This is a genomic window from Nocardioides sp. J9, from assembly GCF_007829375.1.
GTDB lineage: Bacteria > Actinomycetota > Actinomycetes > Propionibacteriales > Nocardioidaceae > Nocardioides.
The window spans coordinates 36,602-58,627 of sequence record NZ_VLJQ01000121.1; the positions used below are offsets into that span (position 1 = coordinate 36,602).

Consider the following 22,026-nt stretch of genomic DNA (forward strand, 5'->3'; position numbering starts at 1 on the left):
GTCAGGCTCCTTCCGCGCCGGTGGTCGTGGTGGTCGTCGGGTCACCCGGGGCGGCCGTCGGTGGACGGTTGCGGCGACCGAAGAAGTGCTCGAGGAGGAACAGCACCCCGCCGATGGCGAGCAGGCCCGCGCACCACACCACGGACGTCGGGTCGTCCACGACGACGTACCCCAGCAGCACGATGTTGCCGACCAGGCCGACGTAGAGCAGCGGCCGCGGCGCGCGGAAGGTCTGGTCGGTGACGTCCTGGCCGGACAGCTTGAGCGCCGCGAGGATCACGAGGAAGTAGATGAAGAGCAGCAGCACGACGGTGACCGTCGCCAGCCGCGCGATCAGGTCGATGCCGCCGCCGGCCTCGACCACCAGCGTGCCGATGACCAGCAGGGCGGCGACGACGAGCGCGGAGAAGATCAGCCCGACCCACGGGCTGCGGCGGCCGGGGTGCAGCTTCGCGAACACGCCGGGGACGACGTCCTCGCGAGCCATGCCGTAGAGGATGCGTGGCTGGGTGACCACCGCGACCAGGGTCGTGTTGGTGATCGCGATGCACGCGATGATCGCGAACAGCGTCGTCATGAAGCCCAGCGGCACCGGGATGATGTCCGCCTTCACGACCTCCAGCAGGGCGGCGTCGGACGCGGCGAGGTCCTTGGCGCCGACGACCAGGGACGCGGTGATCGCGACCAGCACGTAGATGACGCCCGCAGCGACCATGCCGCCGATGAGGGCCCGCGGGAACGAGCGCTGCGGGTCGACCGTCTCCTCCGCGACGTTGGCGACGTTCTCGAAGCCGGTCATGGCGAAGAAGGCGAGCGCGACGCCCGCGATGATCGCGAAGATCGGGGTCGTCGTGGTCTCGAACTCGGTGATCCGGCCGAAGTCGGCGTCGCCCTGGGCGACGAACCAGATCCCGATCCCGACCACGATGACGAGGCCGGAGAGCTCGACGATGGTCATCACCATGTTGACCACGACCGACTCGGTGATGCCGATGAAGTTGATGATCGTCAGCACCAGCAGGAAGAGCAGCGCCACCAGGAGCGCGGGCGGGACGTCCCACAGCTCGAGGAAGTAGCGCGCGAACCCGACCGAGAGCGACCCCGCCGCAGCGAAGCTGGCGGACAGGAAGGACACCGTCACGAGGAATGCCAGCGGCCGGTTCCCGAACGCCTTGTAGAGGTAGAGCGCTGCCCCCGCTGCCTTGGGGTACTTCGTCGCGAGCTCGGCGTACGCGAGCCCGGTGATCGCGGCGACCGAGACGCCGACGGCGAAGGCGATCCAGAACGCGCCGCCGACCTCCCCGGCGACCGACCCGATGAGGACGTAGATGCCCGAGCCGAGGACGTCCCCGAGCACGTAGAAGAAGAGCAGGCGGCCGGTGATGCTCCGGGTGAGCTCCACCTCCGCGTCGGGACTCGACCGGTCCGCGGTCTGGGACGACGTCATGTCAGCCTCCGGAGCTGGGGGATGTGCGACTCCCCGGTTCCCCGAACCGCCGGAAACATGATTACGACCGATCGACCAGAAATGTTCGTGCGTCAGGCCTGACGGACGACTGGCCCGGGTTCCCAGAAGATGTGCATGTCAATGCTTGACAGCAAGCCCGATGTCGCCCGAGTCGCCGGCGGGGCCGGGTTCGACGCCATCAGCCCCCACGCGACCGACTGAACTGACGGAAAAGTCAGAAATGCCTCGGACCCCGGCGGTAGCCTCCCCGCGCTTGGTTAATTGGCAGCAGAAAGGGTTCGTATTGTTCGCCAACTGGTCCGATCACCTGTCGGCGAGCACCCCACGTCTGGTGGTGCTCTTGCTGACAGTGGCAGCGCTGCTTGCCGTCGTCGGACGGATCTGGAGTGAGCGACGCACCTACGGCACGTTGTCGTTCCTCGGCGCTGCCACGAAGTGGACCGGCGTCGCCGTGTGCGCTGCTCTGGCGCTGCAGGTCGTCCAGCTGTCACGCCCCTACGCGGTGCCGGCGACCGGCCAGCTGGCTGTGGTGCTGGGCAACACGCAGAACAGTCCTGCGCCGCAGCTCGGTCACGAGGTGAGCAAGCTCGTCGAGTCGACGATGCTCCTCCACAAGGGAGAGACTGCGCAGGAGGTCCTCGAGGCCTTCACATTCGTATCGGCGACAGGTCATCCGGAGGTCGTCCCGCTCGCATCCCTTGGTCTGCCGTTCGTCGACGTCAGCCGGAACGACACCCGAGCCAAGCGCGACGTCCGCAAGAACGCTGGCCTGCTGCAGGAGCACCTCAAAGGCTTGCCGCCTGCCGACAATGGGGCGAACTACCTCGAGGCGATCCTCGTTGCCGCCCAGAACGTGGATCCCGGGACGAACATCCTGGTTGTCGGGTCAGGACTCAGTGATTCCGGCGACCTCGACTTCGCGCACGACAACTTGCTCACCAACGAGAACCGGCGGACTGAGGCGGTGGAGGAGCTGGCCGACAAGTACGGCTCCCAATACCTGGCAGGGGTGACGGTGTCCTTCTCGGGGCTGGGCGACACCGCCGAACCGCAGTACCCGCTATCGGAGAAGCAGCGTGGAATCGTTCGCGAGGTGTACGAGCAAGCCATCAAGGCGCTCGGTGGCAGGGTTGAGATCGACACCAGGAGCCTGACTGGATCGCCGGTATCGACAGAGTTTGTCGTGGATGCGACGGACACAGAGTGCGGTCCGCTGGACCGGACCTTCACCGAGGACGCCATCGAGTTCGTCAGCGACGAAGCGCGTTACGTCGATGCTGACAAGGTAGGTGCTGCGCTGCAGGGCATCGTGGACATCTACAACCGGAGCCCGCAGAACGTCACCGGCATCAACATCGCCGGGTTCATCGCGAACCCGTCGCAAGCCGAGAAGATCAGCCGCGGGGGCATGAAGCTCTCGCGTGACCGCGCCCGGGCGGTCCTCAGGTCGCTCGCCGACATGGGCGTCGCCCGATCCAAGCTGCACGCCGAGGGGCGTGGATTTGGTCCGCACAACGACCCCGACCGACTCGAGCTGGATCGCATGGTGAAGGTCACCATCGACCGCGACAATCCCGACTGCTGAACGAAGGACGACACATGGGCAGGCAGAAGGTCATCGACAACAAGGCCATCGAGAAACGGGTTCGGAAGATCCAGCGGGCCGTCCTGAAGGACGCCAAGCGAAAGCTTCGAAGGGGCACCCTCTCCGGCGAGGCCTTCGAGCTGTACCTGCCGTTCATCACAGAGCGCTACGACCACCTGCGCTCGGAGCTGAGCACAGGGCACCACGGAGCGCTTGCACGAATCAGTGGGGCCAACGCAGCCCTCCTGGGCGAGATCGAGAACCAGATCAACACACTCGGTGCTGATCGGCACCGCCTCGAGCAGGCCTACGCGACAGCACAGAAGCTGGCGGCAGCCGCCAAGATCGCGCGCACCGACCTCCCGGCCGAGGACAAGGTGACCCTTGATCCTCTTCGAGAGCGTGTGGCCCGCTTCAAGGGTTCCGGCACGACGGAAGGGGCGCACCGTGGCGCTTGAGAACACGTCCCCACACGGTGGCGAGCCTGGCGGAGACCGAAGGTCCGACCACGTCGAGATGCCGTACGGGGTGGCGCTGGCGATCCTCATCGGGTCGGTCGCCTTCACCTGCGTCGACCTCTCGTTCCTCTACGAGGTGGTCGGCGAGGTGCTCGATCTCGAGTTCTGGCCCGCCACCGCCGTGTCCGTCGGCGTCGGTCTCGTGGGACTGACATTCATGATCCACTTGGGCTACAAGCAGGCCAGCGAATCGAGCCATCCCGTCGGTGCTTTCAACAGGGTTGTGCACTACTCGCTGTGGATCGCGCTCGGCCTGGCCATCGCGGCAGCGAGATTCTTCCGCGCAACGATCCTCGACCTGGACTCGTTCGACGGCGAGACGCTGGTGGAAGTGTGGGGAGCCGACGTAGCGCAATCAGATGTCGTCTTCGCGCCGATCATGTTGATCATCTATCTGATCGCGGGCATCGGTGCGAAGGAAGCGACCCACAGTGTGCTGCTCAACCGCGGGTTCCACGGTGCGATGAGCGAGCGTTCCGCTGCTCGGAAGGCGCGGCAGCAAGAGAAGAACGCTGCCAAGGAGCAGCACCAGGCGCGGCTGGCCGAGACGCAACGCGAGATGGAGCAGAAGAAGAAGGAGCTGCTCGAGCAACGTAGTGCCGTTCGTCAGGCCAAGACGGAGACTGCTCGCAAGAAGGAAGAGCTGCGGCGACAGCAGCTCGAAGCGGAGCAGCAGCGGGCCGCCGAAGCTCATGCGGAGAAGATCGCCGCAGCCAAGCAGCTCGAGGCCCAGCGCGCCGAAGCGGCGAAGGCCAAGGAGGCGAAGGACGCGGAGCAGCAGGAAGTCAGCGACCGTCGCAGGGAGTACTACGACGCGGTGCGGCGCTACAAGCAGCTCGAGGGCAACTTCCGGAAGTCGTACCAAGACGTCTCTGACCGTTTGGCGGAGCTGGAGCAGAACTTCGCGGATGCCTCCGTCCTCGACCACGCGGGCAACAACCTGTTGGGGACCATCGCGAAGTCGGAGGAGAGCACCCAGCAACAGGTCGCTCTTCTAGTTCACTCGAAGACCCGGGCCCCCGTAGCGGAGCTGAGGGCGCTGATCTCCGCTCACAACGCCACGCGGGACTTGCGCTCCTGATCGGCCTGCTCCGGGTGAGGCACCCGGAGCTGCCTCCGTCGGAAGTCGGCAAGCCTAATTCCTAGTGCCGAGAACAAGTCCTTCGGTCCTCTCGGAACAACGAGAGGAGTCCGCGTTCGATGGAACCTGGCGGATCAGCGAACGCGCGCCGACCGTCGTGCCTCTGCCGCAGCCGGAGCCGCCCCACCTACGCTGGGGTCCGTGGCTGACCTGACCGAGCCCTGCCCCAACTGCCAGACGATGATGCGGTGGGAGACCTCCCACGAGCGGTGCGACGGCTGCGGCTACATCCGCCCGTGCTGCGAGGGCGCGCCCTGCTACTGAGCCGGCCCCACCCGGGACGGGTGGTGCTCGGACCGCAGGTGGGTCGCTGACGTGGAGCGGGTGCGCGGGCGCTACAGCCGTCCGCAGGTGGTGGACGGTGGTGCGGTGAGTGCTGCCGACGTCTGGTGCCGGTCGTGCGACTGGCGGGCGACCGTCCGGGGCGAGGACGCAGCCGCTGCGTCCCAGGCGGCGACGGGGGAGTTCTTCGAGCACCTGCAGGCGACCCACCCGGGTGCCGAGGGAAAGCTCACCCAGAAGGCGTCCTGGTGGGAGGTGCTGCTGGTCATCGGCTTCCTGCCGATCTTCGGCAAGCTCGTCCTCCTCGGGCAGGGCTTCTTCTGGTGGCTCATCCCCTTCCTCACGCTCCTCGGGCTGCTCGCCCTCGTCGGGGTCCGGTGGCCCGCTGCGAGCAGGCCGTGATCCGGGCCTGGGTGGTCGCGCTGCTCCTCGTGGCGCCGGTGCTCATCGCGCCCACCCTGTGACCGGTGCTCGCGGCGGTGCTGGGTACCGCCCGGGCATGGACCTCTTCGGGCTCGTCCTCACCGTCGTCGTGATGCTGGGCATCGCGTTGGCGATCCTGCTGTTCGAGCGCCGTCGCGCCCGCGAGATCGAGCACGACCTCCGTGAGCAGGCGCCGCGGACCACGCGTCAGCGGGGCCGCCGCCATGCCAGTCAGAAAGCCGGGGGGCCCCCCGCCGTGGCGGCCGTCGCGACGGAGGAGCCTGAGCGCCGGCGCAGCCGAGCCGGACCTGGCCTCAGGGCTGGTCGCTGCTGCCCGCCTGGTTGGTCGGGCRGTCGGCGTTGGTGCAGACCCGCTCGTCCGGGGTGGAGTCGCCGTCGCCGACGACGCCGTCGGCCGGACCGACCGGCTCGGACAGGTCGGCTCTCTCGGGGCCGCCCGCCCGCAGCTCGACCTGGGAGCCGCACACCTGGCAGGGCTTGGTGTCGAAGTACATGGTGCGCTCCTCGGGCCGGCAGAGGGCGCGGTGGGACGCCGCGCCGAGGGGACCGGGAGTTACCCCGTGGCGCGCCCGCTCATACCGGGCGCGCCAGGCAGGTGGGGCTCAGGCAGCGCCCCGCACAGCGGCGTCGGCGTCCAGGCCGAGCACCTTCGCGGTGCGGTCGCGGACCTCGCGGGCGAAGTCCGGGTCGTCCGAGAGTGCGCTGCCGTGGCTCGGCACGATCTCCCGCAGCTGCGGCTGCCAGGCCTCCCAGCGCTCAGGGAAGCAGCGCTCGAGGACCTCGAGCATGATCGGGGCCGCGGTCGAGGCGCCCGGAGAGGCGCCCAGCAGGCCCGCGATCGTGCCGTCGCGGTGCGTGATCACCTCGGTGCCGAACTGCAGCACGCCGTCGGGGCGGATCACCTGGACCCGCTGGCCGGCGGTGATCTTCTCCCAGTCGGCGGGGTCGGCGTCGGGGAAGAAGGCCTTCAGCTCGGTGAACTTCTTCTTCGCCGACGCGAGCAGCTGGGTGACCAGGTAGACCGTCAGCGGGATGTTCGCGAGGCCGGCGCGGATCATCGGCACGATGTTGTGCCCGCGCAGCGAGCGGAACAGGTCGAGCAGCGAGCCGTGCTTGAGGAAGCGGGGGCTGAAGCCGGCGTACGGGCCGAACATCAGGCTGGGCTTGCCGTCCACGACGCGGGTGTCGAGGTGCGGCACCGACATCGGGGGAGCGCCGACCGCGGCCTTGCCGTAGACCTTGGCGTGGTGGCGGGCCACCACGTCGGGGTTGCTGGTGCGCAGGAACTCGCCGCTGACGGGGAAGCCGCCGAAGCCCTTGATCTCGGGGATCCGCGACTTCTGCAGCAGCGTCAGCGCCTGTCCACCGGCGCCGACGAACACGAAGCGGGCGCGGTGGTGGAACTTCTCGCCACCCTGCTTGCCCATGACGTGCCAGGTGCCGTCCATGGTGCGGTGGACGAGCTTGACGTGCGCGTCGTAGTCGATGCTCGCGCCGCGGTCGGCGACCGACTGCAGCAGCAGCTCGGTGAGCGCGCCGAAGTCGACGTCCGTGCCCTCGGGGGAGTACGTCGCCGCGATCGGCTCGTCGCCGGTGCGCCCGGCGCCCAGCAGCGGGGCCCACTGCGCGATCTGCGCCGGGTCCTCGGAGTACTCCATGCCCTCGAACAGCGGGTGCGCCGACAGCAGGGCGTGGCGCTCGCGCAGGTAGGCGACGTTCTCCTCGCCCCAGACGAAGCTCATGTGCGGGGTCGCGTGGATGAAGGCCTCGGGGTCCGGGATCCGGCCCGCCTCCACGAGGAAGGACCACAGCTGGCGCGAGACCGCGAACTGCTCGTTCACGGTCACGGCCTTGGAGATGTCGACCGTGCCGTCCTCGGCCTGCGGCGTGTAGTTCAGCTCGCAGAGGGCGGCGTGGCCGGTGCCCGCGTTGTTCCACGGGTTCGAGCTCTCCCGCGCGGGGCGGTCGAGCCGCTCGAGGACCCGGATCGACCAGGTCGGCTCGAGCTCGGCGATGAGGGAGGCGAGGGTGGCGCTCATGATCCCGCCGCCGATGAGGAGCACGTCGGTGGTCTGCTCCGCGGGCGGCTGCGCTACAGAGGTGTGCACCGTCCTGTTATCCAGCATGGGAAATCATTCACAAGCAGCGGGGGGTCCCGGCACCCCCGATTATTTGACGCACGTCACACCCCGCACGGTCGGCACACTCGGCGTGGGGCAGCGCCACCGGCGTGGATCGCAGGCGGACCGAGCAGACCCCCAGAGGGCCCGGGAGGAGGCGCTCGACTCCAGGGATCGGATAGCGTCGGTGCTGCAGAACGGCTACTCGCAGGACGAGGTCCGCGAGGCCATCTCGGGACTCGTCGACATGAACAGGGGTCGAGGCATCGGATGAACATCACCGGCGACCTCGGCGTGATGATCACAGCGCTGGGCCACCCCTCGAGGACCGCGAGGTCCTCGACGCGCTGACCCTCGTCGGGTTGCCGACCGAGCGCAGCGAGTTCCAGGTCGGACCGACGAAGCGGACCTACTACACCGCCGAGCAGAAGTCCGCCGAGTTCATCTTCGAGGAGGACGTCCTGCAGTCCGTCATCGTGCAGACCGTCGCCGACGACGAGCACGGGGCCTACGCCGCGCCGGACGCGCTGGTCGAGGGGCTGTCGGGGACCGCGGCGCGGGACGAGGTCCTCGCGAGGTTCGGCACGCCGGTCAAGTCCACCGCTGCCTCCGACCGGTTCAGCGTCGACGGCGTCTTCGTCCGCTTCGGCTACGTCGACGACCGGGTCGCGGACGTCACGCTGATGCGCAGCGCGCCGGGCCAGTGAGGTCGCCATGACGACCACGACGGCAACGGGCGAGATCCAGGCCTACCTGGGCGCCCTCGGCATGGGTCCCGACGACCCCGCCCTCGACGCGGTGCTCGACCTGCCCGGCCCGACCACCGACACCCTCGAGCACACCGAGGCCGACGGCAACGTCGTCTTCCGTCTCGCCGCCCGCTCCAGCGGCACCGAGTTCATGTTCTCCCACCAGCAGCTGGTCGCCGTGTTCATCGGCACCCAGCCGCGCGAGGAGTGGGGCGTCTACCCGCGCCCGGACCAGCTCATCGACGGGCTGTCCGCGACCGCCACCCGGGCCGAGGTCCGGGCCCGCTTCGGCGAGCCGGTCTGGCAGCAGGAGGCGTCCGACCGGTTCGAGGTCGGGCCGGACTACCTGCAGCTCGAGTACGACGACGACCGGGTCCGACTCGTCGTCGCCGCGATCGGCGAGCGCGACTCCTGACGCCGGCTGAGCCGCGGCCGGCACCCGCCGGCCGCGCCTCGGAGCCGTCCGTCGCCCCGGTCAGCCCGTCAGTCCCGTCAGTCCCGTCAGCCGTGCCGGCCCGTCTCGGCGAGCGCCAGCCAGGTGTCGACGACCGTGTCGGGGTTGAGCGACATCGACGTGATGCCCCGCTCCAGCAGCCACTGCGCGAGGTCGGGGTGGTCGCTGGGGCCCTGGCCGCAGATGCCGACGTACTTGCCGGCCTTGCGGCACGCCTCGATCGCGCGCTCGAGCATGAACAGCACGGCCGGGTCGCGCTCGTCGAACGAGCCGGCGACGAGCGCGGAGTCGCGGTCGACGCCGAGGGTCAGCTGGGTCATGTCGTTGGAGCCGATGGAGAAGCCGTCGAAGCGCTCGAGGAACTCGTCGGCCAGGATCGCGTTGGACGGGACCTCGCACATCATCACGACCTCGAGGCCGTTCTCCCCACGGACCAGGCCGTGCTCGGCGAGGAGCGCGATGACCCCGTCCGCCTCGGCGAGGGTCCGCACGAACGGGATCATGACCTTGACGTTGGTCAGGCCCATCTCGTCGCGCACGTACCTCAGCGCCTCGGCCTCCATCGCGAAGCAGTCCGCGAAGTCCGCCGAGAGGTACCGCGACGCCCCGCGGTAGCCGATCATCGGGTTCTCCTCGTGCGGCTCGTAGAGCTCGCCCGCGACGAGGTTGGCGTACTCGTTGGACTTGAAGTCGCTCATCCGCACGATCACCGGCTCGGGGGCGAAGGCCGCCGCGAGCATCGACACGCCCTCGGCGACTCGGCGCACGAAGAACTCCCGCGGGCTCGCGTAGGCCTTGGTCGCCTCCGCGATCTCCGAGCGCAACGGCTCCTCGAGCGACGCGTGGTCGAGCAGCGCCTTGGGGTGGATGCCGATCTGGCGGTTGATGATGAACTCCAGGCGGGCCAGCCCGATGCCGGAGTGGGGAAGCCGGGCGAAGGCGAAGGCCTGCTCCGGCGTGCCGACGTTCATCATGATCTTCGTGGGCACGTCCGGCATCGCGGACAGCTCGGTCTCCTCGACGGAGAAGTCCAGCCGGCCGTCGTACACGAAGCCGGTGTCGCCCTCCGCGCACGAGACGGTGACGTCGCGGCCGTCGGTGAGCTCGCGGGTGGCGCCGCCGGTGCCGACGACGGCGGGGATGCCGAGCTCGCGGGCGATGATCGCCGCGTGGCAGGTGCGCCCGCCGCGGTTGGTGACGATGGCGGAGGCGCGCTTCATGATCGGCTCCCAGTCGGGGTCGGTCATGTCGGCGACGAGCACCTCGCCCTGCACGAACTCGTGCATCTGGTCGACCGAGGTCAGCACCCGCACCGGGCCGGCGCCGATCTTCTGGCCGATCGCGCGGCCCTCCACGACGACGGTTCCGGTGTCCTTCATCCGGAAGCGCTGCTGCACGCCGGCGCGCGACATGACCGTCTCCGGGCGGGCCTGGAGGATGTAGAGCCGGCCGTCGACGCCGTCCCTGGCCCACTCGATGTCCATCGGCCGGCCGTAGTGCTCCTCGATGACGAGGGCGTGCCGGGCCAGCTCCTCGACCTCGGCGTCGGTGAGGCTGAGCAGCCCGCGCTCGGAGGGGTCGGTGTCGACGAAGGCAGTGGTCCGGCCGACCGACGCGTCGTCGGTGTAGACCATCTTGGTGGCCTTCGAGCCCACGCCGCGCTTGAGGATCGCGGGGCGCCCGGCGCGCAGGGCGGGCTTGTAGACGTAGAACTCGTCGGGGTTCACGGCGCCCTGCACGACGGCCTCGCCCAGGCCGTACGACGACGTCACGAACACTGCGTCGTCGAAGCCGGACTCGGTGTCCATCGTGAACATGACCCCGGACGCACCGACGTCGGAGCGCGCCATCTGCTGCACGCCGGCGGACAGGCCGACCTCGTCGTGGTCGAAGCCGTGGTGCACGCGGTAGGCGATCGCCCGGTCGTTGTAGAGCGAGGCGAACACCTCGCGGACCGCCTGCAGCACCCCGTCGATGCCGGTGATGTTGAGGAAGGTCTCCTGCTGGCCCGCGAAGGAGGCGTCGGGCAGGTCCTCGGCGGTCGCGCTGGAGCGCACCGCGAAGGAGACGCCCTCGCGGCCGTCCACGAGGCGCTCGTACGCCGCCCGGATGTCGGCCTCGACCTCGGGCGGGAAAGCCTGCGCGGCCACCGACTGGCGCAACGAGCGGCCGACGCGGGCCAGCTCGAGGGTGTCCTCGGGGTCCAGCCCCTTCAACGCGCTGGAGATCTCCTCGGCCAGCCCGGTGTCGCCGATGAAGCGCCGGAACGCCTCGACCGTCGTCGCGAAGCCGTCGGGCACGCTGACGCCCAGCGAGGACAGGTTGCTGACCATCTCGCCCAGGGAGGCGTTCTTGCCACCGACCTGCTCGAGGTCGGCCATGCCGAGCTCGGCGAACGGGCGGACGTAGGGGGACTGGGTCATGGACGACTCCTCGGGGTTCCGGGGACGGGTGAGCTCGGTGGACGCGCGACCGACGGTGGCAGTGCCTTCATGGTCTTCAGCCGCTGCAGGATGATCGTCGAGATCTCCTCGACCGACTTGGTCGAGGAGTCGACGACCGGGAGGTCGTGGCGCCGGAACATCTCGGCGGTGCGGCGCAGCTCGAAGGTGCACTGCTCGAGGGAGGCGTAGCGCGACCCGGGCCGGCGCTCCTCGCGCACCGCTGCGAGGCGTTGCGGGGAGGTGGTGAGCCCGAAGCACCGCTCGCGCAGGTGCCGGACGGGACGCGGCAGGTCGGTGTGGTCGAGGTCGTCCTCGACGATCGGGTAGTTCGCGACGAACAGCCCGTGCTGCAGGGCGAGGTACATCGACGTCGGCGTCTTGCCGCAGCGCGAGGGCGCCACGAGGATCACGTCGGCCTTCTCCAGGCTGCGCAGGCTCTGCCCGTCGTCGTGCTCGATTGCGTACTCGATCGCCTGCATCCGGCTGTTGTAGCGCTGGACGTCGCCCACGCCGTGCAGCCGTGCGGGCAGCCGCACGCCGCGGGTGTCGAGGATCGACTCCACCCGCTGCATGTGCATGTCGAAGAAGTCGATGACCGGGCAGCGGGTGCGCTGCAGCTCGAGCCGGACCTCGTCGCTCGCCGCCGTCGTGAACACCAGCGGGGTGCGGGGGCTCTCGTCCAGCGCCCGGTCGAGGCGGGCGACCACCTCGCGCGCGTCCTCGACGGTGGAGATGAACGGGATGACGGTCCGCTCGAAGCGCAGCTCGGGGAACTGGATGAGCAGCGCGTTGCCCATCGTCTCCGCGCTGATCCCGGTGCTGTCGGACAGGAAGAACACCGGCACCACGTCGTCCGCAGCCCCGCGGTTCGCCCTGCCGGCCGTCGTCATGCCGGTGACTGTAGACCGTCCCCGTCACGGACGAGCAGCACGTGCAGGGTTCTCGGACCGTGGACGCCCTCGACCCGCTCCAGCTCGATGTCGCTGGTCGCCGAGGGACCGCTGATCCACGTCGACGGACGGCCGGCGTCGACGGCGGCGCGCAGCAGCGTGACCGACTCGGGGACGTCGCCGACGAGCTGTGACTCCCGCACCACGCACACGTGCAGGTCGGGCACCAGCGACAGCGCCCGGCGGCCCTGGTCGGGTCGGTGGTCGAGCACGATCGTGCCAGTCGTGGCGATGCCGACGGCCGCTGCGGTGACGACCGCGCCGCACCGGTCCAGGTCGTCGGGGGAGAGGTCCCCGTCGTCGACGAGCACCTCGGCCCCGTCGAGCGCGGAGAGCCACGCCCCCTCCAGCCCCGGGGGTACGACGACCCGGTCGGTCCCGCCCAGCGCGCGGGCCACGGCGGCGGCGAGCTCCTGCGGTGCGACCTGCTCGACGACGGCGCGGTAGTCCTCGACCCGCTCGACGAACAGGCCGACGACGTCGGGCACGGCGGCCGGAGCGCCGTACTCCTGCCGGGGCGGGGGCACCCGGTCGGCGCCGGCCAGGGCGGCGCTGACCCTGCCGAGGATCGCTGCGCGGCTGCTCATCGCCGGCCTCCCTTCTCCCGCTTCCACCACGTCCGGAAGGTCTCCGCAGGTGGGGTCGGGGCGTCGCGGGCATCGCTCCAGGCCGCCAGCGGGCCCGGCAGGCGGCCGATGGTGTCCTTGCCCCCGAGGACCCGACCGCCGAGCTCGGCGCCCTTCTGCGCCTTCTCCCAGCGCCGGTGGTCGGCGAAGAGCCACGCGGCGCCCTTCATGGCGAGCTGCTCGCCGGACGGGACGCCGCCGCGGTGCTCGTCGACGACCCGGGTGCGCAGGTGGACGAGGAGGTCGGGGATCTCGATCCCCACCGGGCAGACGTCGCCGCACGCGCCGCACAGCGACGACGCGTAGGGCAGCGACTGGTCGACCTCGCTGGTCGTCCCGCGCAGCTGCGGGTTGAGGATCGCGCCGATCGGGCCGGGGTAGACCGAGCCGTAGGCGTGGCCGCCGACGCGCTGGTAGACGGGGCAGACGTTGAGGCACGCCGAGCAGCGGATGCAGCGCAGGGCCTGCCGCCCGACGCTGTCGGCGAGCGCGTCCGTGCGGCCGTTGTCGAGCAGCACGACGTGCACGTCCTGCGGCCCGTCGCCGGGGGTGACGCCCGTCCACGTGGACGTGTAGGGATTCATCCGCTCCCCGGTGGAGCTGCGCGGCAGGAGCTGCAGGAAGACCTCGAGGTCCTCCAGGCGCGGCACCACCTTCTCGATGCCGACGACGCTGATCAGCGTCTCGGGCAGGGTGAGGCACATCCGGCCGTTGCCCTCCGACTCCACCACCACGAGGGTGCCGGTGTCGGCGACGGCGAAGTTCGCCCCCGAGACGGCGACCCTCGCGCGCAGGAACTTCTCGCGCAGGTGCACCCGCGCCGCCTCCGCGAGCTCGCGCGGGTCGGAGGTGAGGACGGCCGGGGGAGGCGCGCCGACCTGGCCCATCTCGCGCAGGAAGATCTCGCGGATCTCCGCGCGGTTGCGGTGGACGGCCGGCACCAGGATGTGGCTGGGACGGTCGTGCCCCAGCTGGACGATCAGCTCGGCCAGGTCGGTCTCCCACGCACGGATGCCGGCCTCCTCGAGCGCCTCGTTGAGGCCGATCTCCTGGGTCGCCATCGACTTGACCTTGACGACCTCGTCGGTACCCGTCGCCCGGACCAGGCCGGTGATGATCCGGTTGGCCTCCTCGGCGTCGGACGCCCAGTGCACCGTCGCGCCGGCGCGGGTGAGCGACTCCTCCAGCTGCAGCAGGTAGGAGTCGAGGTGGGTGAGGACGTTGTCCTTGATCGCCGCGGCCGTACGCCGCAGGCCCTCCCAGTCATCGAGCTCGGCGACGACCTGCGCCCGCTTGCCGCGGATCGTGCGGGTGGCGTGCTCGAGGTTGCGCCGCTGCTGGGCGTTGCCCAGCGCCTCCTTTGCCGCGGCCTGGAACGACGGCATGCCGAGGAAGGTGCCGCTCATGCCGTCGCCTCCCTGCCGTCGCGCGCACCGGCCGCGTACGGCGGACCGCCGAGCTCGTTCGCGGCGGCGAAGTCGCGCTCGGTGGACGCCAGCACCTCGGCCAGGTGCATGACACGGGTGCCGGAGCGCTGGCGGGTGAGCAGGCCGCCGATGTGGGCGAGGCAGCTGTTGTCACCGGCGACCAGGACCTCGGCGCGGGTCTCGCGGACGTGCTGGGCCTTGTCGGCCCCCATCGCCACCGAGGTGTCGGAGTTCTTCATCGCGAAGGTGCCGCCGAAGCCGCAGCACTCCTCGGCCTCGGGCAGGTCGACCAGCTCGATGCCGCGCACCTCGCGCAGCAACCGCAGCGGCTTGTCGGCCACGCGCAGCATCCGCAGCGAGTGGCAGGTCGGGTGGTAGGTCACCCGGTGCGGGAAGGTCGCGCCCACGTCGGTCACCCCCAGGACGTCGATTAGCAGCTCGCTGAGCTCGTAGACCTTCCCGGCCGCCGCCGTCGCACGGTCGGCCAGCGCCGGCCGGCCGCAGCCCCGCGCGACCCCGGCGTGCTGGTGCCGCACGCTGCCGACGCAGGAGCCCGAGGGAGCCACCACGGCGTCGTACTCCTCGAAGACGTCGGCGAAGCGCTCGACCAGCGGCAGCGCCTCGCGGGCGTAGCCCGTGTTGGTGAACATCTGCCCGCAGCAGGTCTGCTCGAGCGGGAAGTCGACGCTCACACCGAGCCGCTCGAGGACCGTCACCACCGCCCTGGGCGTCTCGGGCCACATCGTGTCGTTGAAGCAGGTGGCGAACAGCGCGACGCGCAGGCCGCTGCCGGGGAGCGAAGTCACGGGACCTCCCGAGGGTCGTCGGCGATTCGTTGGCTGGCCATCCTGTGGTCGGGCCACACGATCGACAGTGGGGTGGCCCTCGGCCCAGCGTCAAGGCCGACAGATCGGACGCAGGTCGTGCTCACCGAGCACCGTGGCATCTTCGCGGCCATCGAGGGCGGCGACGGCGCGCTCGCCGCCGACCGGGTGGACCAGCACATCCGCTCGTCCTTCGCCGCGCTCCCGCTCGCCCCCACCACCTGACGACCACCACCTGGCGACGCGCGCTCAGAGGAGGGCGGGCACCGCCCGGGTGGCGGTGTAGGCGGCGACGGCGAGCACCAGCACGGTGAAGGCGCCGGACAGCACGCGAGCGTCGACCCGGGCCGCGACGCGGGCGCCGGCGACCGCGGCCAGGGCCGAGGACGCAGTGAGGACGAGGACGAGGCCCCAGTCGGGGCTCGTGCCGGCTCCCGCGCGGGCCGCGAGGGCGGTGGTGCTGGTGATCGTGATGACCACGAGCGAGGTGCCGGCGGCGTGGGGGAGCGGGAGGGCGAGGCCCAGCACCAGGGCGGGTACGACGAGGAACCCGCCTCCCACGCCGAGGAACCCGGTGAGCAGGCCGACCAGCGTCGCGGTCACGAGCACCTTGAGGGCCCGCGGGCAGGCGCACGCGAAGGTCGGGCTGAAGGTGATGATCGGGTCGTCGAGGGTCGGTCGTGCCGCGTGCTGGGGGCCGGTGCGGTGACGCAGCTGCCGCAGGGCCATGAGGATGCCCACCAGCAGCATCAGGGCCGCGAAGGTGGCGAGCAGCACGTCCCCGTCGACGAGGGACGACGCGCGTGCTCCGAGCACGGCGCCGCCGACGGCCACGAGGCCGAAGACGACCCCGCGTCCCACCATCGCGTGGCCCGCTCGAGCCGCGGCCACGGCACCGGTCAGCGCCGTGACGCCCACGACGACCAGGGACCCGGTCGTCGCCTGGGTGGGGCCCTGGTCGAGGAGGAAGACCAGGACCGGCACCGCCAGGATCGATCCGCCTCCGCCGAGGGAGCCCAGGCTGAGCCCGATGAGCGCTCCCGCGACGACGGCGAGGACGAGGGTCATGTCAGGACTCGGGCCCCACCAGGTCCAGGCCCGCCGCGGCGGCGTCGGCGAAGCTGTCGTCGACCGCCACCGTCGTCCGCCCCCGCGCGTGCAGCATGGACGCAGCGATCGAGGCGCGGTAGCCGCTCGCGCAGTGCACCCAGACCTCGCCGGCCGGGACCTCGTCGATGCGGTTCCACAGCTCGTGCAGGGGGACGTTCTCGGCGCCGTCGATGGCGCCCGCGGCGTGCTCGTCGGCGCGGCGGACATCGAGGACCACGACGTCGCGGTGGTGGCGAACCTGGGCCAGGTCGGCGAAGGTCGCGGTCGGGAAGCTGACCGGTGCCCGGGTGCTCCAGTCCTCGGGGCCGCCGGTGGCGTGGGCCGCGGGTCGGTCGATGCCGATCCGGACGAGCTCGCGCTGCGCCTCGGCGACGTCCTCGGCGGTCTCGCCCAGCAGCGTGATCGGCGTGCCCCACGGCACCAGCCAGCCGAGGTAGGTCGCGAACGAGCCGTCCAGGCCGAAGTTGAGCGTTCCGGCGGCGTGGCCGGCGGCGAACACGGTGCGGTTGCGCAGGTCGACGACCCACTCGCCGGCCTCGACGCGACGCCGCAGGTCGGTGGCGTCGGCCAGCGCGGGCGGGCTGAGGTCGGGCGCAGCCGGGCCGGCGGCATTGGCGGGCGCCATGTGGGCGTAGTACGCCGGCCAGGCGCCGAGCCCGGCGAGCAGCTCGCGGACGTAGGTCTCCTCGTCCTGGGTCAGGACCGGGTTGGCCTGCTTCTCGCGGCCGATGGTCGACGACGTGGCGTCGGACTGGGTCGCGCTGCAGAAGGAGCCGAAGCCGTGCGTCGGGAAGACGCCGGCGTCGTCCGGGAGCAGCTCGGCCAGGCGGTGGGCCGAGGCGTGCTGGTGGCGGACCAGCTCGTCGGTGTGCTCCGGCCCGAGGAGGTCGGGACGTCCCGTCGCACCGAAGAGCAGCGAGCCGCCGGAGAAGACGCCGACGTCGCGCCCGGGGGAGTCGGCCTCCGGACCGAGGTCGCGCAGCGCGTAGGAGAGGTGGGTGAACGTGTGGCCCGGCGTCGCGAGGGCGGTCAGGCGCATGCGGTCGCCGACCTCGACGACGTCGCCGTCGCTGATCGGGGTCCGCTCGAAGGACACGTCGTCGGCCGCGTTCACCAGGTACGCCGCACCGGTCGCCCGGGCCAGCGCGAAGCCGCCGGTGACGTAGTCGTTGTGGATGTGGGTCTCGAGGACGTGCGTCAGCCGCACGCCGTGCTCGGCCAGCAGGTCCGTGACGCGGTCGATGTCGCGCTGCGGGTCGACGACGAAGGCGACGTCGCCGTCGTGGACCAGGTAGCTGCGGTCGCCGAGCGTCGGCGTCTCGATCGGGACGATCGTCAGGTCGGCGGGGGAGGACGGCGTGGTCATCGCTCAGCCCTGCTCGACCGGGCGTCCGGAGCTGATCCAGGCGCGGGTCCCGCCGGCCACGTTGACGGCGTCGAAGCCCTGCGCCACGAGCACGTCGGTCATCGCGGAGCTGCGGTTGCCGCTCGCGCAGACCACGTGCACGACGGCGGAGCGGTCGAGCTCGTCGAGGCGCCCGGGCAGCTGGCCCATCGGGATGTTGCGCGCGCCGGGCACGTGCCCATCGGCGTACTCGCTGGTCTCGCGCACGTCCACGACCACGGCACCGCCGTCGATCGCGTCTGCGAGCTGGTCGATGTCGATCTCGCGCATGGGTGGATTCTCCTTCGTGGCTCCAGCAAAGGCCGTGATCCCCCCGGGGGGATCCTTCGGCAACAGTAGCACAACCCCCCGGGGGGTTAGTCTCCCCTTGGTGCGCGGCGATGTGACGATCGAGCCGTGCCGTCAGTCGCCCGGTGCCTGGAGGACCCTCGGGCCGAGGTGGTGGGCGGCGACCAGGGCGAGCTCGAGCTCCAGCCTGTCCTCGGTCAGGGGGACCCCGCGGCTCTCGAGCGCCTTGGCGACGCGGTAACGAACAGTGTTCTTGTGCAGGTGGAGCCGCTCGGCGGTGACCACGTAGCTCTCTGCGGCTCGCAGGAAGGCGTGCAGGGTCGCCCGGAGCCGCTCGGCGCCCTCCGAGTCCTCGGCGAGGCCCCGGAGTGACGACGCCACCAGGCGGCGCGTGCTCTCCAGGTCCTGGGTGAGGAGCCAGGCCGTGCGCACCTCGGGGTCGTCGTACGACGTCACGGCCCGGGCGTGGCCGCCGGCGACCATCGCGACCTCGTGTGCCCTCCGGGCATCCAGGATCGAGGTGCGGAAGCCACCTTCCCCTGCTGAGGTGACGCCGAGGGCCGCCCGGACGCCGGGGCCGCACGCCTCCACGGCGGCAGCCACGGCGGAGGGTGACGGCGTGGACGTCTGGCGGCCCAGGGGGATCCAGGCCCACGCTGTCCCGGTGTCCTGCGGGATGACGAGCGGTCTGCCCGTCCCGGAGGTGCTCCGGGCGATGGCGTCCACGACCTGGTCGAGGTCGCCAGCCATACGGGTGTCCGGCTGTGCGCGCCACACGATGACTCCGAGGTGGTGCTGGCGCAGTCGGTGCCCGAGCGCGGCCTCCGCAGCGCCGACGTCGACGGGCTGTCCTGCGACCAGCTTCTCCACGACCTCCAGCCGGACCGTGTTCCGGTTGGCCAGCCACAGGTCGCGCTCGACCTGGTAGACCTCGACCAGGGCCTCGGAGACCCGGTCGATGTACTCGAAGCCGAAGGTCGTCAGCTCCCGGGACGCTGCGTAGGCAAGGTCGGCGTCGTCCTCGAGCCTCGTCAGCTGGTCGTTGGCCCAGTCGATGAACTGCCGCTGCCCGAGCCGGTAGGCGCGCAGCAAGGCGCCGAGGGGGACCTCGCGCTGGGCCAGGCGCCGGGCGTACTCCACCGCAGGGGCGGGCGGCTGGATGTCCTCCGGCTGGGTGTGGCCCTGGATGAGGTGGGCGACGTTCTCGAGGTTGCCGAGCGTGCTGGCCAGCAGCAGCTCCTCGATGACGGGGTCGCCCTTCAGGTGGGTGACCCGGTTGGTCAGGTCGGCGTAGATGGCGCTGGCGATGTCGGGCAGGTGGCCGGCCAGCAGGGCGCCCACCTGCTGGACCTGTCGGTCGACCCGGGGGTCGATCGCCCCGTCGGGGGACGGACGCAGAGCCATGGCTACCTCGCTCCTCGCGATCTGGTGTGCGACCTGATGTGGACTACCGGGCCAGCGACCCCGGATTGTGCCACGGGCTTCCCGGTGCCACGCATCCGAAATGTGGCCTGCGTTTCGTACCGCCAGCACAAGTCGGCGCGGTCGGTCAGTCCCTAGCGTCAGCCTTCGCCCGATCCCTGACCACGGAGCTGACCATGACCCTGGACTACCTGCCCTGGACGCGCCCGGCCGCGTACTCCGACCGTCCCTGCGTGCGCGACGAGCGGGTCGAGCTGACCTACGCCGAGTTCGCCGAGCGTGTCGAGGGAGCCGCCGAGCAGCTCGCCGAGCGGGGTGTCGGCACGGGCTCGGTCGTGGCGATCATGCTGCCGAACCGGGTCGAGCTCCTCGTGGCGATGATGGCCGCGTGGCGCCTGGGCGCGGCAGCGACGCCCGTCAACCCCACCTTCACGGCCAACGAGGCCGAGTACCAGATCGCCGACGCGGACGCGACGGTCGTCGTCGTGGGGCAGGACGGCGCACCGACCGCTGGTCGACCCGCCCTCCTGGCCGACCAGCTCCGCCTGCGCCCCGAGGGCGCCCCCGGCGCCGTGCCGGCGCCGGCCACCCGGGCCAGCGACCTGGCGCTGCTCATCTACACCAGCGGTTCCACGGGACGGCCCAAGGGTGTGATGCTGAGCCACGCGAACATCGACGCGATGACCGCGTCGATGGGCGAGGCGCTGCGGGTGACGCCGGACGACCACTGCCTCCTGGTCCTGCCGCTCTTCCACGTCAACGCGATCTGCGTGAGCGTGCTGACGCCCCTGCGCAACGGTGCGCAGGTCTCCCTGCTCGAGCGCTTCCACCCGACGGGCTTCCTCGAGCAGGTCGCCCGGCTGAGGCCGACGTACTTCTCGGCCGTCCCGACGATCTACCAGGTCCTGGTCTCCCTGCCGGCCGAGGTCGAGGCCGACACCTCGTCGGTCCGGGTCGGGATCTGCGGCGCGGCCCCCGCCCCGGCCGACCTCCTGGCTGCGGTCGAGAGCAGGTTCGGCTTCCCGGTGGTCGAGGGCTACGGCCTGTCCGAGGGCACGTGCGCCTCCACGGCCAACCCCGTCGACGGTCCTCGCAAGGCCGGCACGGTCGGCATCGCCCTGCCCGGGCAGACGGTCGCCGTGATGGACCCGGACGGCAACCTGCTGCCTGCGGGCGAGCGGGGAGAGGTCGTCATCCAGGGGCCGACGGTGATGCAGGGCTACCTGAACAACCCGTCGGCCACGGCCGAGGTGCTGGGCGACGGCTGGCTGCACACCGGCGACGTCGGGGTGCTCGACGAGGACGGCTACCTGACCATCGTCGACCGGATCAAGGACATGATCATCCGCGGCGGCGAGAACATCTACCCCAAGGAGATCGAGGCCGTCCTCTACGCGCACCCGGTGGTGCTGGAGGCGGCGGTCGTCGGCGCACCCGACGCGACGTACGGCGAGATCCCGGTTGCCTACGTCTCGGCCCGCCCCGGCACGGAGGTCGGCGAGGACGAGCTCCGCGCCCACTGCGCCGAGCAGCTCACCAAGGTCAAGGTCCCGGCCCGCATCCACCTGCTGGCAGAGATCCCCAAGAACCCCGTGGGCAAGATCGACAAGCCCCGGCTGCGGGCACAGATGGCGGAGGCCTGACATGGGCTTCATCAACCCCTCGCCTCCGCCGATGGAGCCGGCCGAGTTCTTCGCGCTGCCCTTCCTGGAGCGGGTCCGCGTCCTGACGACCAACTGGGTCCTCGACGGCTTCGGGACCCCCCGGGTCCTCCACGTCGTCTACATCCTGAAGATGCTGGGCCTCTACTTCGCCGTCGGCCTGGCGATCACGTCGCTGACCACCGAGTACGTCCACCTGACCGACCCCGGCACCTGGTTCGACAACATCGTGGTCTACCAGAAGCTGGCGATCTGGCTGATGCTCCTCGAGGTCGTCGGCCTGGGCGGCACGTTCGGGCCGCTGTGCGGGCACTTCGTCCCCATGGTGGGCAMCATCCGCTACTGGCTGCGGCCCGGCACCGTCCGGATGGCCCCCTGGGCGGGCCGGGTCCCGCTCACGGGTGGCGACGTCCGGACGGTGGCGGACGTGGTGCTGTACGGGGCCGTCCTGGCCAGCCTCGTCGTCCCGCTGGCGCTGCCCGCGGTGGAGGTCGACGCGGTCCCGCTGGGAACGGGGCCGCAGGAGCTCGTGCCGCCCGCCGCCTTCCTGCCCATCCTGGTGGTCATGCCCCTGATGGGCCTGCGCGACAAGGTGGTCTTCCTGGCCGCCAGGTCGGAGCAGTACTACCCGATCATGTTCTTCTCCGCCGTGCTCGGCGCGGTCGTGCTGTCCTCCAGCGACCCGGCCGACTTCGTCGACCTCGTCGTGGTCTTCAAGATCATCATCTGCGTGGTGTGGATCGGCGCCGGCATCTCCAAGGTGGGCGAGCACTTCGTCAACGTCGTCCCGCCCATGGTGTCGAACAGCCCCGGCCAGCTCGGCTGGATCAAGAAGCTGCACTACCGCAACGCCCCGGACGACCTGCGCCCCAGCCGCGGCGCGTGGTTCATGGCGCACGTCGGAGGCACCACGCTCGAGATCCTCATCCCGGTGGTCCTCCTGCTCACCACCAGCCCGACGGTCGCTGCCGTGGGTGCGGTCGCGATGCTGGTCTTCCACCTCTTCATCACCTCCACGTTCCCGCTGGCGGTCCCGCTCGAGTGGAACGTGTACTTCGGCTATATCGCGATCGTGCTGTGGTGCGGCATCGGTGACGGCTTCACCGCG

At 70.8% G+C, this 22,026-nt stretch carries 22 protein-coding genes; 10 read left to right on the plus strand and 12 right to left on the minus strand.

The features are described from left to right. Position 1 precedes the first annotated feature (1 nt). Positions 2-1,447, minus strand: coding sequence for an APC family permease (locus L615_RS20425; RefSeq protein WP_145726300.1), 1,446 nt, complete (start codon positions 1,445-1,447; stop codon positions 2-4). Positions 1,448-1,751: 304 nt separating this feature from the next. Between L615_RS20425 and L615_RS20430 the strand changes: the two genes are divergently transcribed. The 5 genes from L615_RS20430 to L615_RS20445 all read left to right on the plus strand — a co-directional run bounded on the left by L615_RS20430 (position 1,752) and on the right by L615_RS20445 (position 5,396). Continuing rightward, complete coding sequence (locus L615_RS20430) at positions 1,752-3,053, plus strand: hypothetical protein (RefSeq protein ID WP_186449957.1); 1,302 nt, start codon at positions 1,752-1,754, stop codon at positions 3,051-3,053. A gap of 14 nt (positions 3,054-3,067) precedes the next feature. Beyond that, positions 3,068-3,511 (plus strand): hypothetical protein, encoded by a 444-nt coding sequence (locus L615_RS20435; protein ID WP_145726302.1) that lies wholly within the window; start codon positions 3,068-3,070, stop codon positions 3,509-3,511. Then, positions 3,501-4,652, plus strand: coding sequence for a hypothetical protein (locus tag L615_RS20440; protein WP_145726303.1), 1,152 nt, complete (start codon positions 3,501-3,503; stop codon positions 4,650-4,652). Before L615_RS20435 ends, L615_RS20440 begins: the two co-directional genes overlap by 11 nt. Before the next feature lie 201 nt (positions 4,653-4,853). Further along, complete coding sequence (locus L615_RS24470) at positions 4,854-4,976, plus strand: hypothetical protein (RefSeq protein ID WP_261376793.1); 123 nt, start codon at positions 4,854-4,856, stop codon at positions 4,974-4,976. A 105-nt stretch (positions 4,977-5,081) separates the two neighbouring features. Further along, positions 5,082-5,396 (plus strand): hypothetical protein, encoded by a 315-nt coding sequence (locus L615_RS20445; protein ID WP_145726304.1) that lies wholly within the window; start codon positions 5,082-5,084, stop codon positions 5,394-5,396. A gap of 335 nt (positions 5,397-5,731) precedes the next feature. On the opposite strand, the gene L615_RS20450 is transcribed toward L615_RS20445, so the two are convergent. Both L615_RS20450 and L615_RS20455 read right to left on the minus strand, forming a co-directional pair. Then, positions 5,732-5,932: a hypothetical protein gene (locus L615_RS20450; RefSeq protein WP_145726305.1), complete on the minus strand. Its 201-nt coding sequence runs from the start codon at positions 5,930-5,932 to the stop codon at positions 5,732-5,734. A gap of 108 nt (positions 5,933-6,040) precedes the next feature. Further along, a complete protein-coding gene (locus tag L615_RS20455) occupies positions 6,041-7,564 on the minus strand; it encodes a malate:quinone oxidoreductase (RefSeq protein ID WP_145726306.1) in 1,524 nt (507 codons plus the stop codon). A 356-nt stretch (positions 7,565-7,920) separates the two neighbouring features. On the opposite strand from L615_RS20455, the gene L615_RS20460 reads away from it, so the two are divergent. Beyond that, the gene (locus tag L615_RS20460) at positions 7,921-8,265 is read left to right on the plus strand and encodes a hypothetical protein (protein WP_145726307.1); all 345 of its coding nucleotides are present in this window, start codon (positions 7,921-7,923) and stop codon (positions 8,263-8,265) included. A 7-nt stretch (positions 8,266-8,272) separates the two neighbouring features. Continuing rightward, positions 8,273-8,722 carry a hypothetical protein gene (locus L615_RS20465; protein WP_145726308.1) on the plus strand — a complete coding sequence of 150 codons (450 nt, stop codon included), beginning with the start codon at positions 8,273-8,275 and terminating at the stop codon, positions 8,720-8,722. An 86-nt stretch (positions 8,723-8,808) separates the two neighbouring features. On the opposite strand, the gene ppsA is transcribed toward L615_RS20465, so the two are convergent. From ppsA to L615_RS20490, 5 genes are read right to left on the minus strand one after another with little or no spacing between them, the layout of a single operon-like run. After that, on the minus strand, positions 8,809-11,184 hold the full coding sequence (ppsA, locus tag L615_RS20470) for a phosphoenolpyruvate synthase (protein WP_145726309.1): 2,376 nt from the start codon (positions 11,182-11,184) through the stop codon (positions 8,809-8,811). After that, positions 11,181-12,095 (minus strand): pyruvate, water dikinase regulatory protein, encoded by a 915-nt coding sequence (locus L615_RS20475; RefSeq protein WP_145726310.1) that lies wholly within the window; start codon positions 12,093-12,095, stop codon positions 11,181-11,183. Before L615_RS20475 ends, ppsA begins: the two co-directional genes overlap by 4 nt. Beyond that, complete coding sequence (locus tag L615_RS20480) at positions 12,092-12,742, minus strand: lactate utilization protein C (protein WP_028655479.1); 651 nt, start codon at positions 12,740-12,742, stop codon at positions 12,092-12,094. The genes L615_RS20475 and L615_RS20480 overlap by 4 nt, the downstream gene beginning before the upstream one ends. After that, positions 12,739-14,187 carry a LutB/LldF family L-lactate oxidation iron-sulfur protein gene (locus L615_RS20485; protein ID WP_222430642.1) on the minus strand — a complete coding sequence of 483 codons (1,449 nt, stop codon included), beginning with the start codon at positions 14,185-14,187 and terminating at the stop codon, positions 12,739-12,741. Before L615_RS20485 ends, L615_RS20480 begins: the two co-directional genes overlap by 4 nt. Further along, positions 14,184-15,014 (minus strand): (Fe-S)-binding protein, encoded by an 831-nt coding sequence (locus L615_RS20490; protein WP_261376794.1) that lies wholly within the window; start codon positions 15,012-15,014, stop codon positions 14,184-14,186. The genes L615_RS20485 and L615_RS20490 overlap by 4 nt, the downstream gene beginning before the upstream one ends. A gap of 117 nt (positions 15,015-15,131) precedes the next feature. On the opposite strand from L615_RS20490, the gene L615_RS24475 reads away from it, so the two are divergent. Beyond that, the gene (locus L615_RS24475; RefSeq protein ID WP_261376795.1) at positions 15,132-15,257 is read left to right on the plus strand and encodes a hypothetical protein; all 126 of its coding nucleotides are present in this window, start codon (positions 15,132-15,134) and stop codon (positions 15,255-15,257) included. A gap of 24 nt (positions 15,258-15,281) precedes the next feature. Here the strand turns inward: L615_RS24475 and L615_RS20495 are convergent, their stop codons facing one another. From L615_RS20495 to L615_RS20510, 4 genes are all read right to left on the minus strand, one after another. Next, positions 15,282-16,100: a sulfite exporter TauE/SafE family protein gene (locus L615_RS20495; protein WP_145726311.1), complete on the minus strand. Its 819-nt coding sequence runs from the start codon at positions 16,098-16,100 to the stop codon at positions 15,282-15,284. A 1-nt stretch (position 16,101) separates the two neighbouring features. Next, the gene (locus L615_RS20500) at positions 16,102-17,508 is read right to left on the minus strand and encodes an MBL fold metallo-hydrolase (protein ID WP_145726312.1); all 1,407 of its coding nucleotides are present in this window, start codon (positions 17,506-17,508) and stop codon (positions 16,102-16,104) included. A 3-nt stretch (positions 17,509-17,511) separates the two neighbouring features. Next, on the minus strand, positions 17,512-17,817 hold the full coding sequence (locus L615_RS20505; RefSeq protein ID WP_028655476.1) for a rhodanese-like domain-containing protein: 306 nt from the start codon (positions 17,815-17,817) through the stop codon (positions 17,512-17,514). Between the two features lie 132 nt (positions 17,818-17,949). Further along, positions 17,950-19,239, minus strand: coding sequence for a CdaR family transcriptional regulator (locus L615_RS20510; RefSeq protein WP_145726313.1), 1,290 nt, complete (start codon positions 19,237-19,239; stop codon positions 17,950-17,952). 194 nt (positions 19,240-19,433) lie between these two features. Between L615_RS20510 and L615_RS20515 the strand changes: the two genes are divergently transcribed. Both L615_RS20515 and L615_RS20520 read left to right on the plus strand, forming a co-directional pair. Next, the gene (locus L615_RS20515; protein ID WP_145726314.1) at positions 19,434-20,900 is read left to right on the plus strand and encodes a class I adenylate-forming enzyme family protein; all 1,467 of its coding nucleotides are present in this window, start codon (positions 19,434-19,436) and stop codon (positions 20,898-20,900) included. A 1-nt stretch (position 20,901) separates the two neighbouring features. After that, positions 20,902-22,026, plus strand: a 1,125-nt coding sequence (locus L615_RS20520) for a DUF3556 domain-containing protein (RefSeq protein ID WP_186449958.1), incomplete at its 3' end; no start/stop codon positions are given.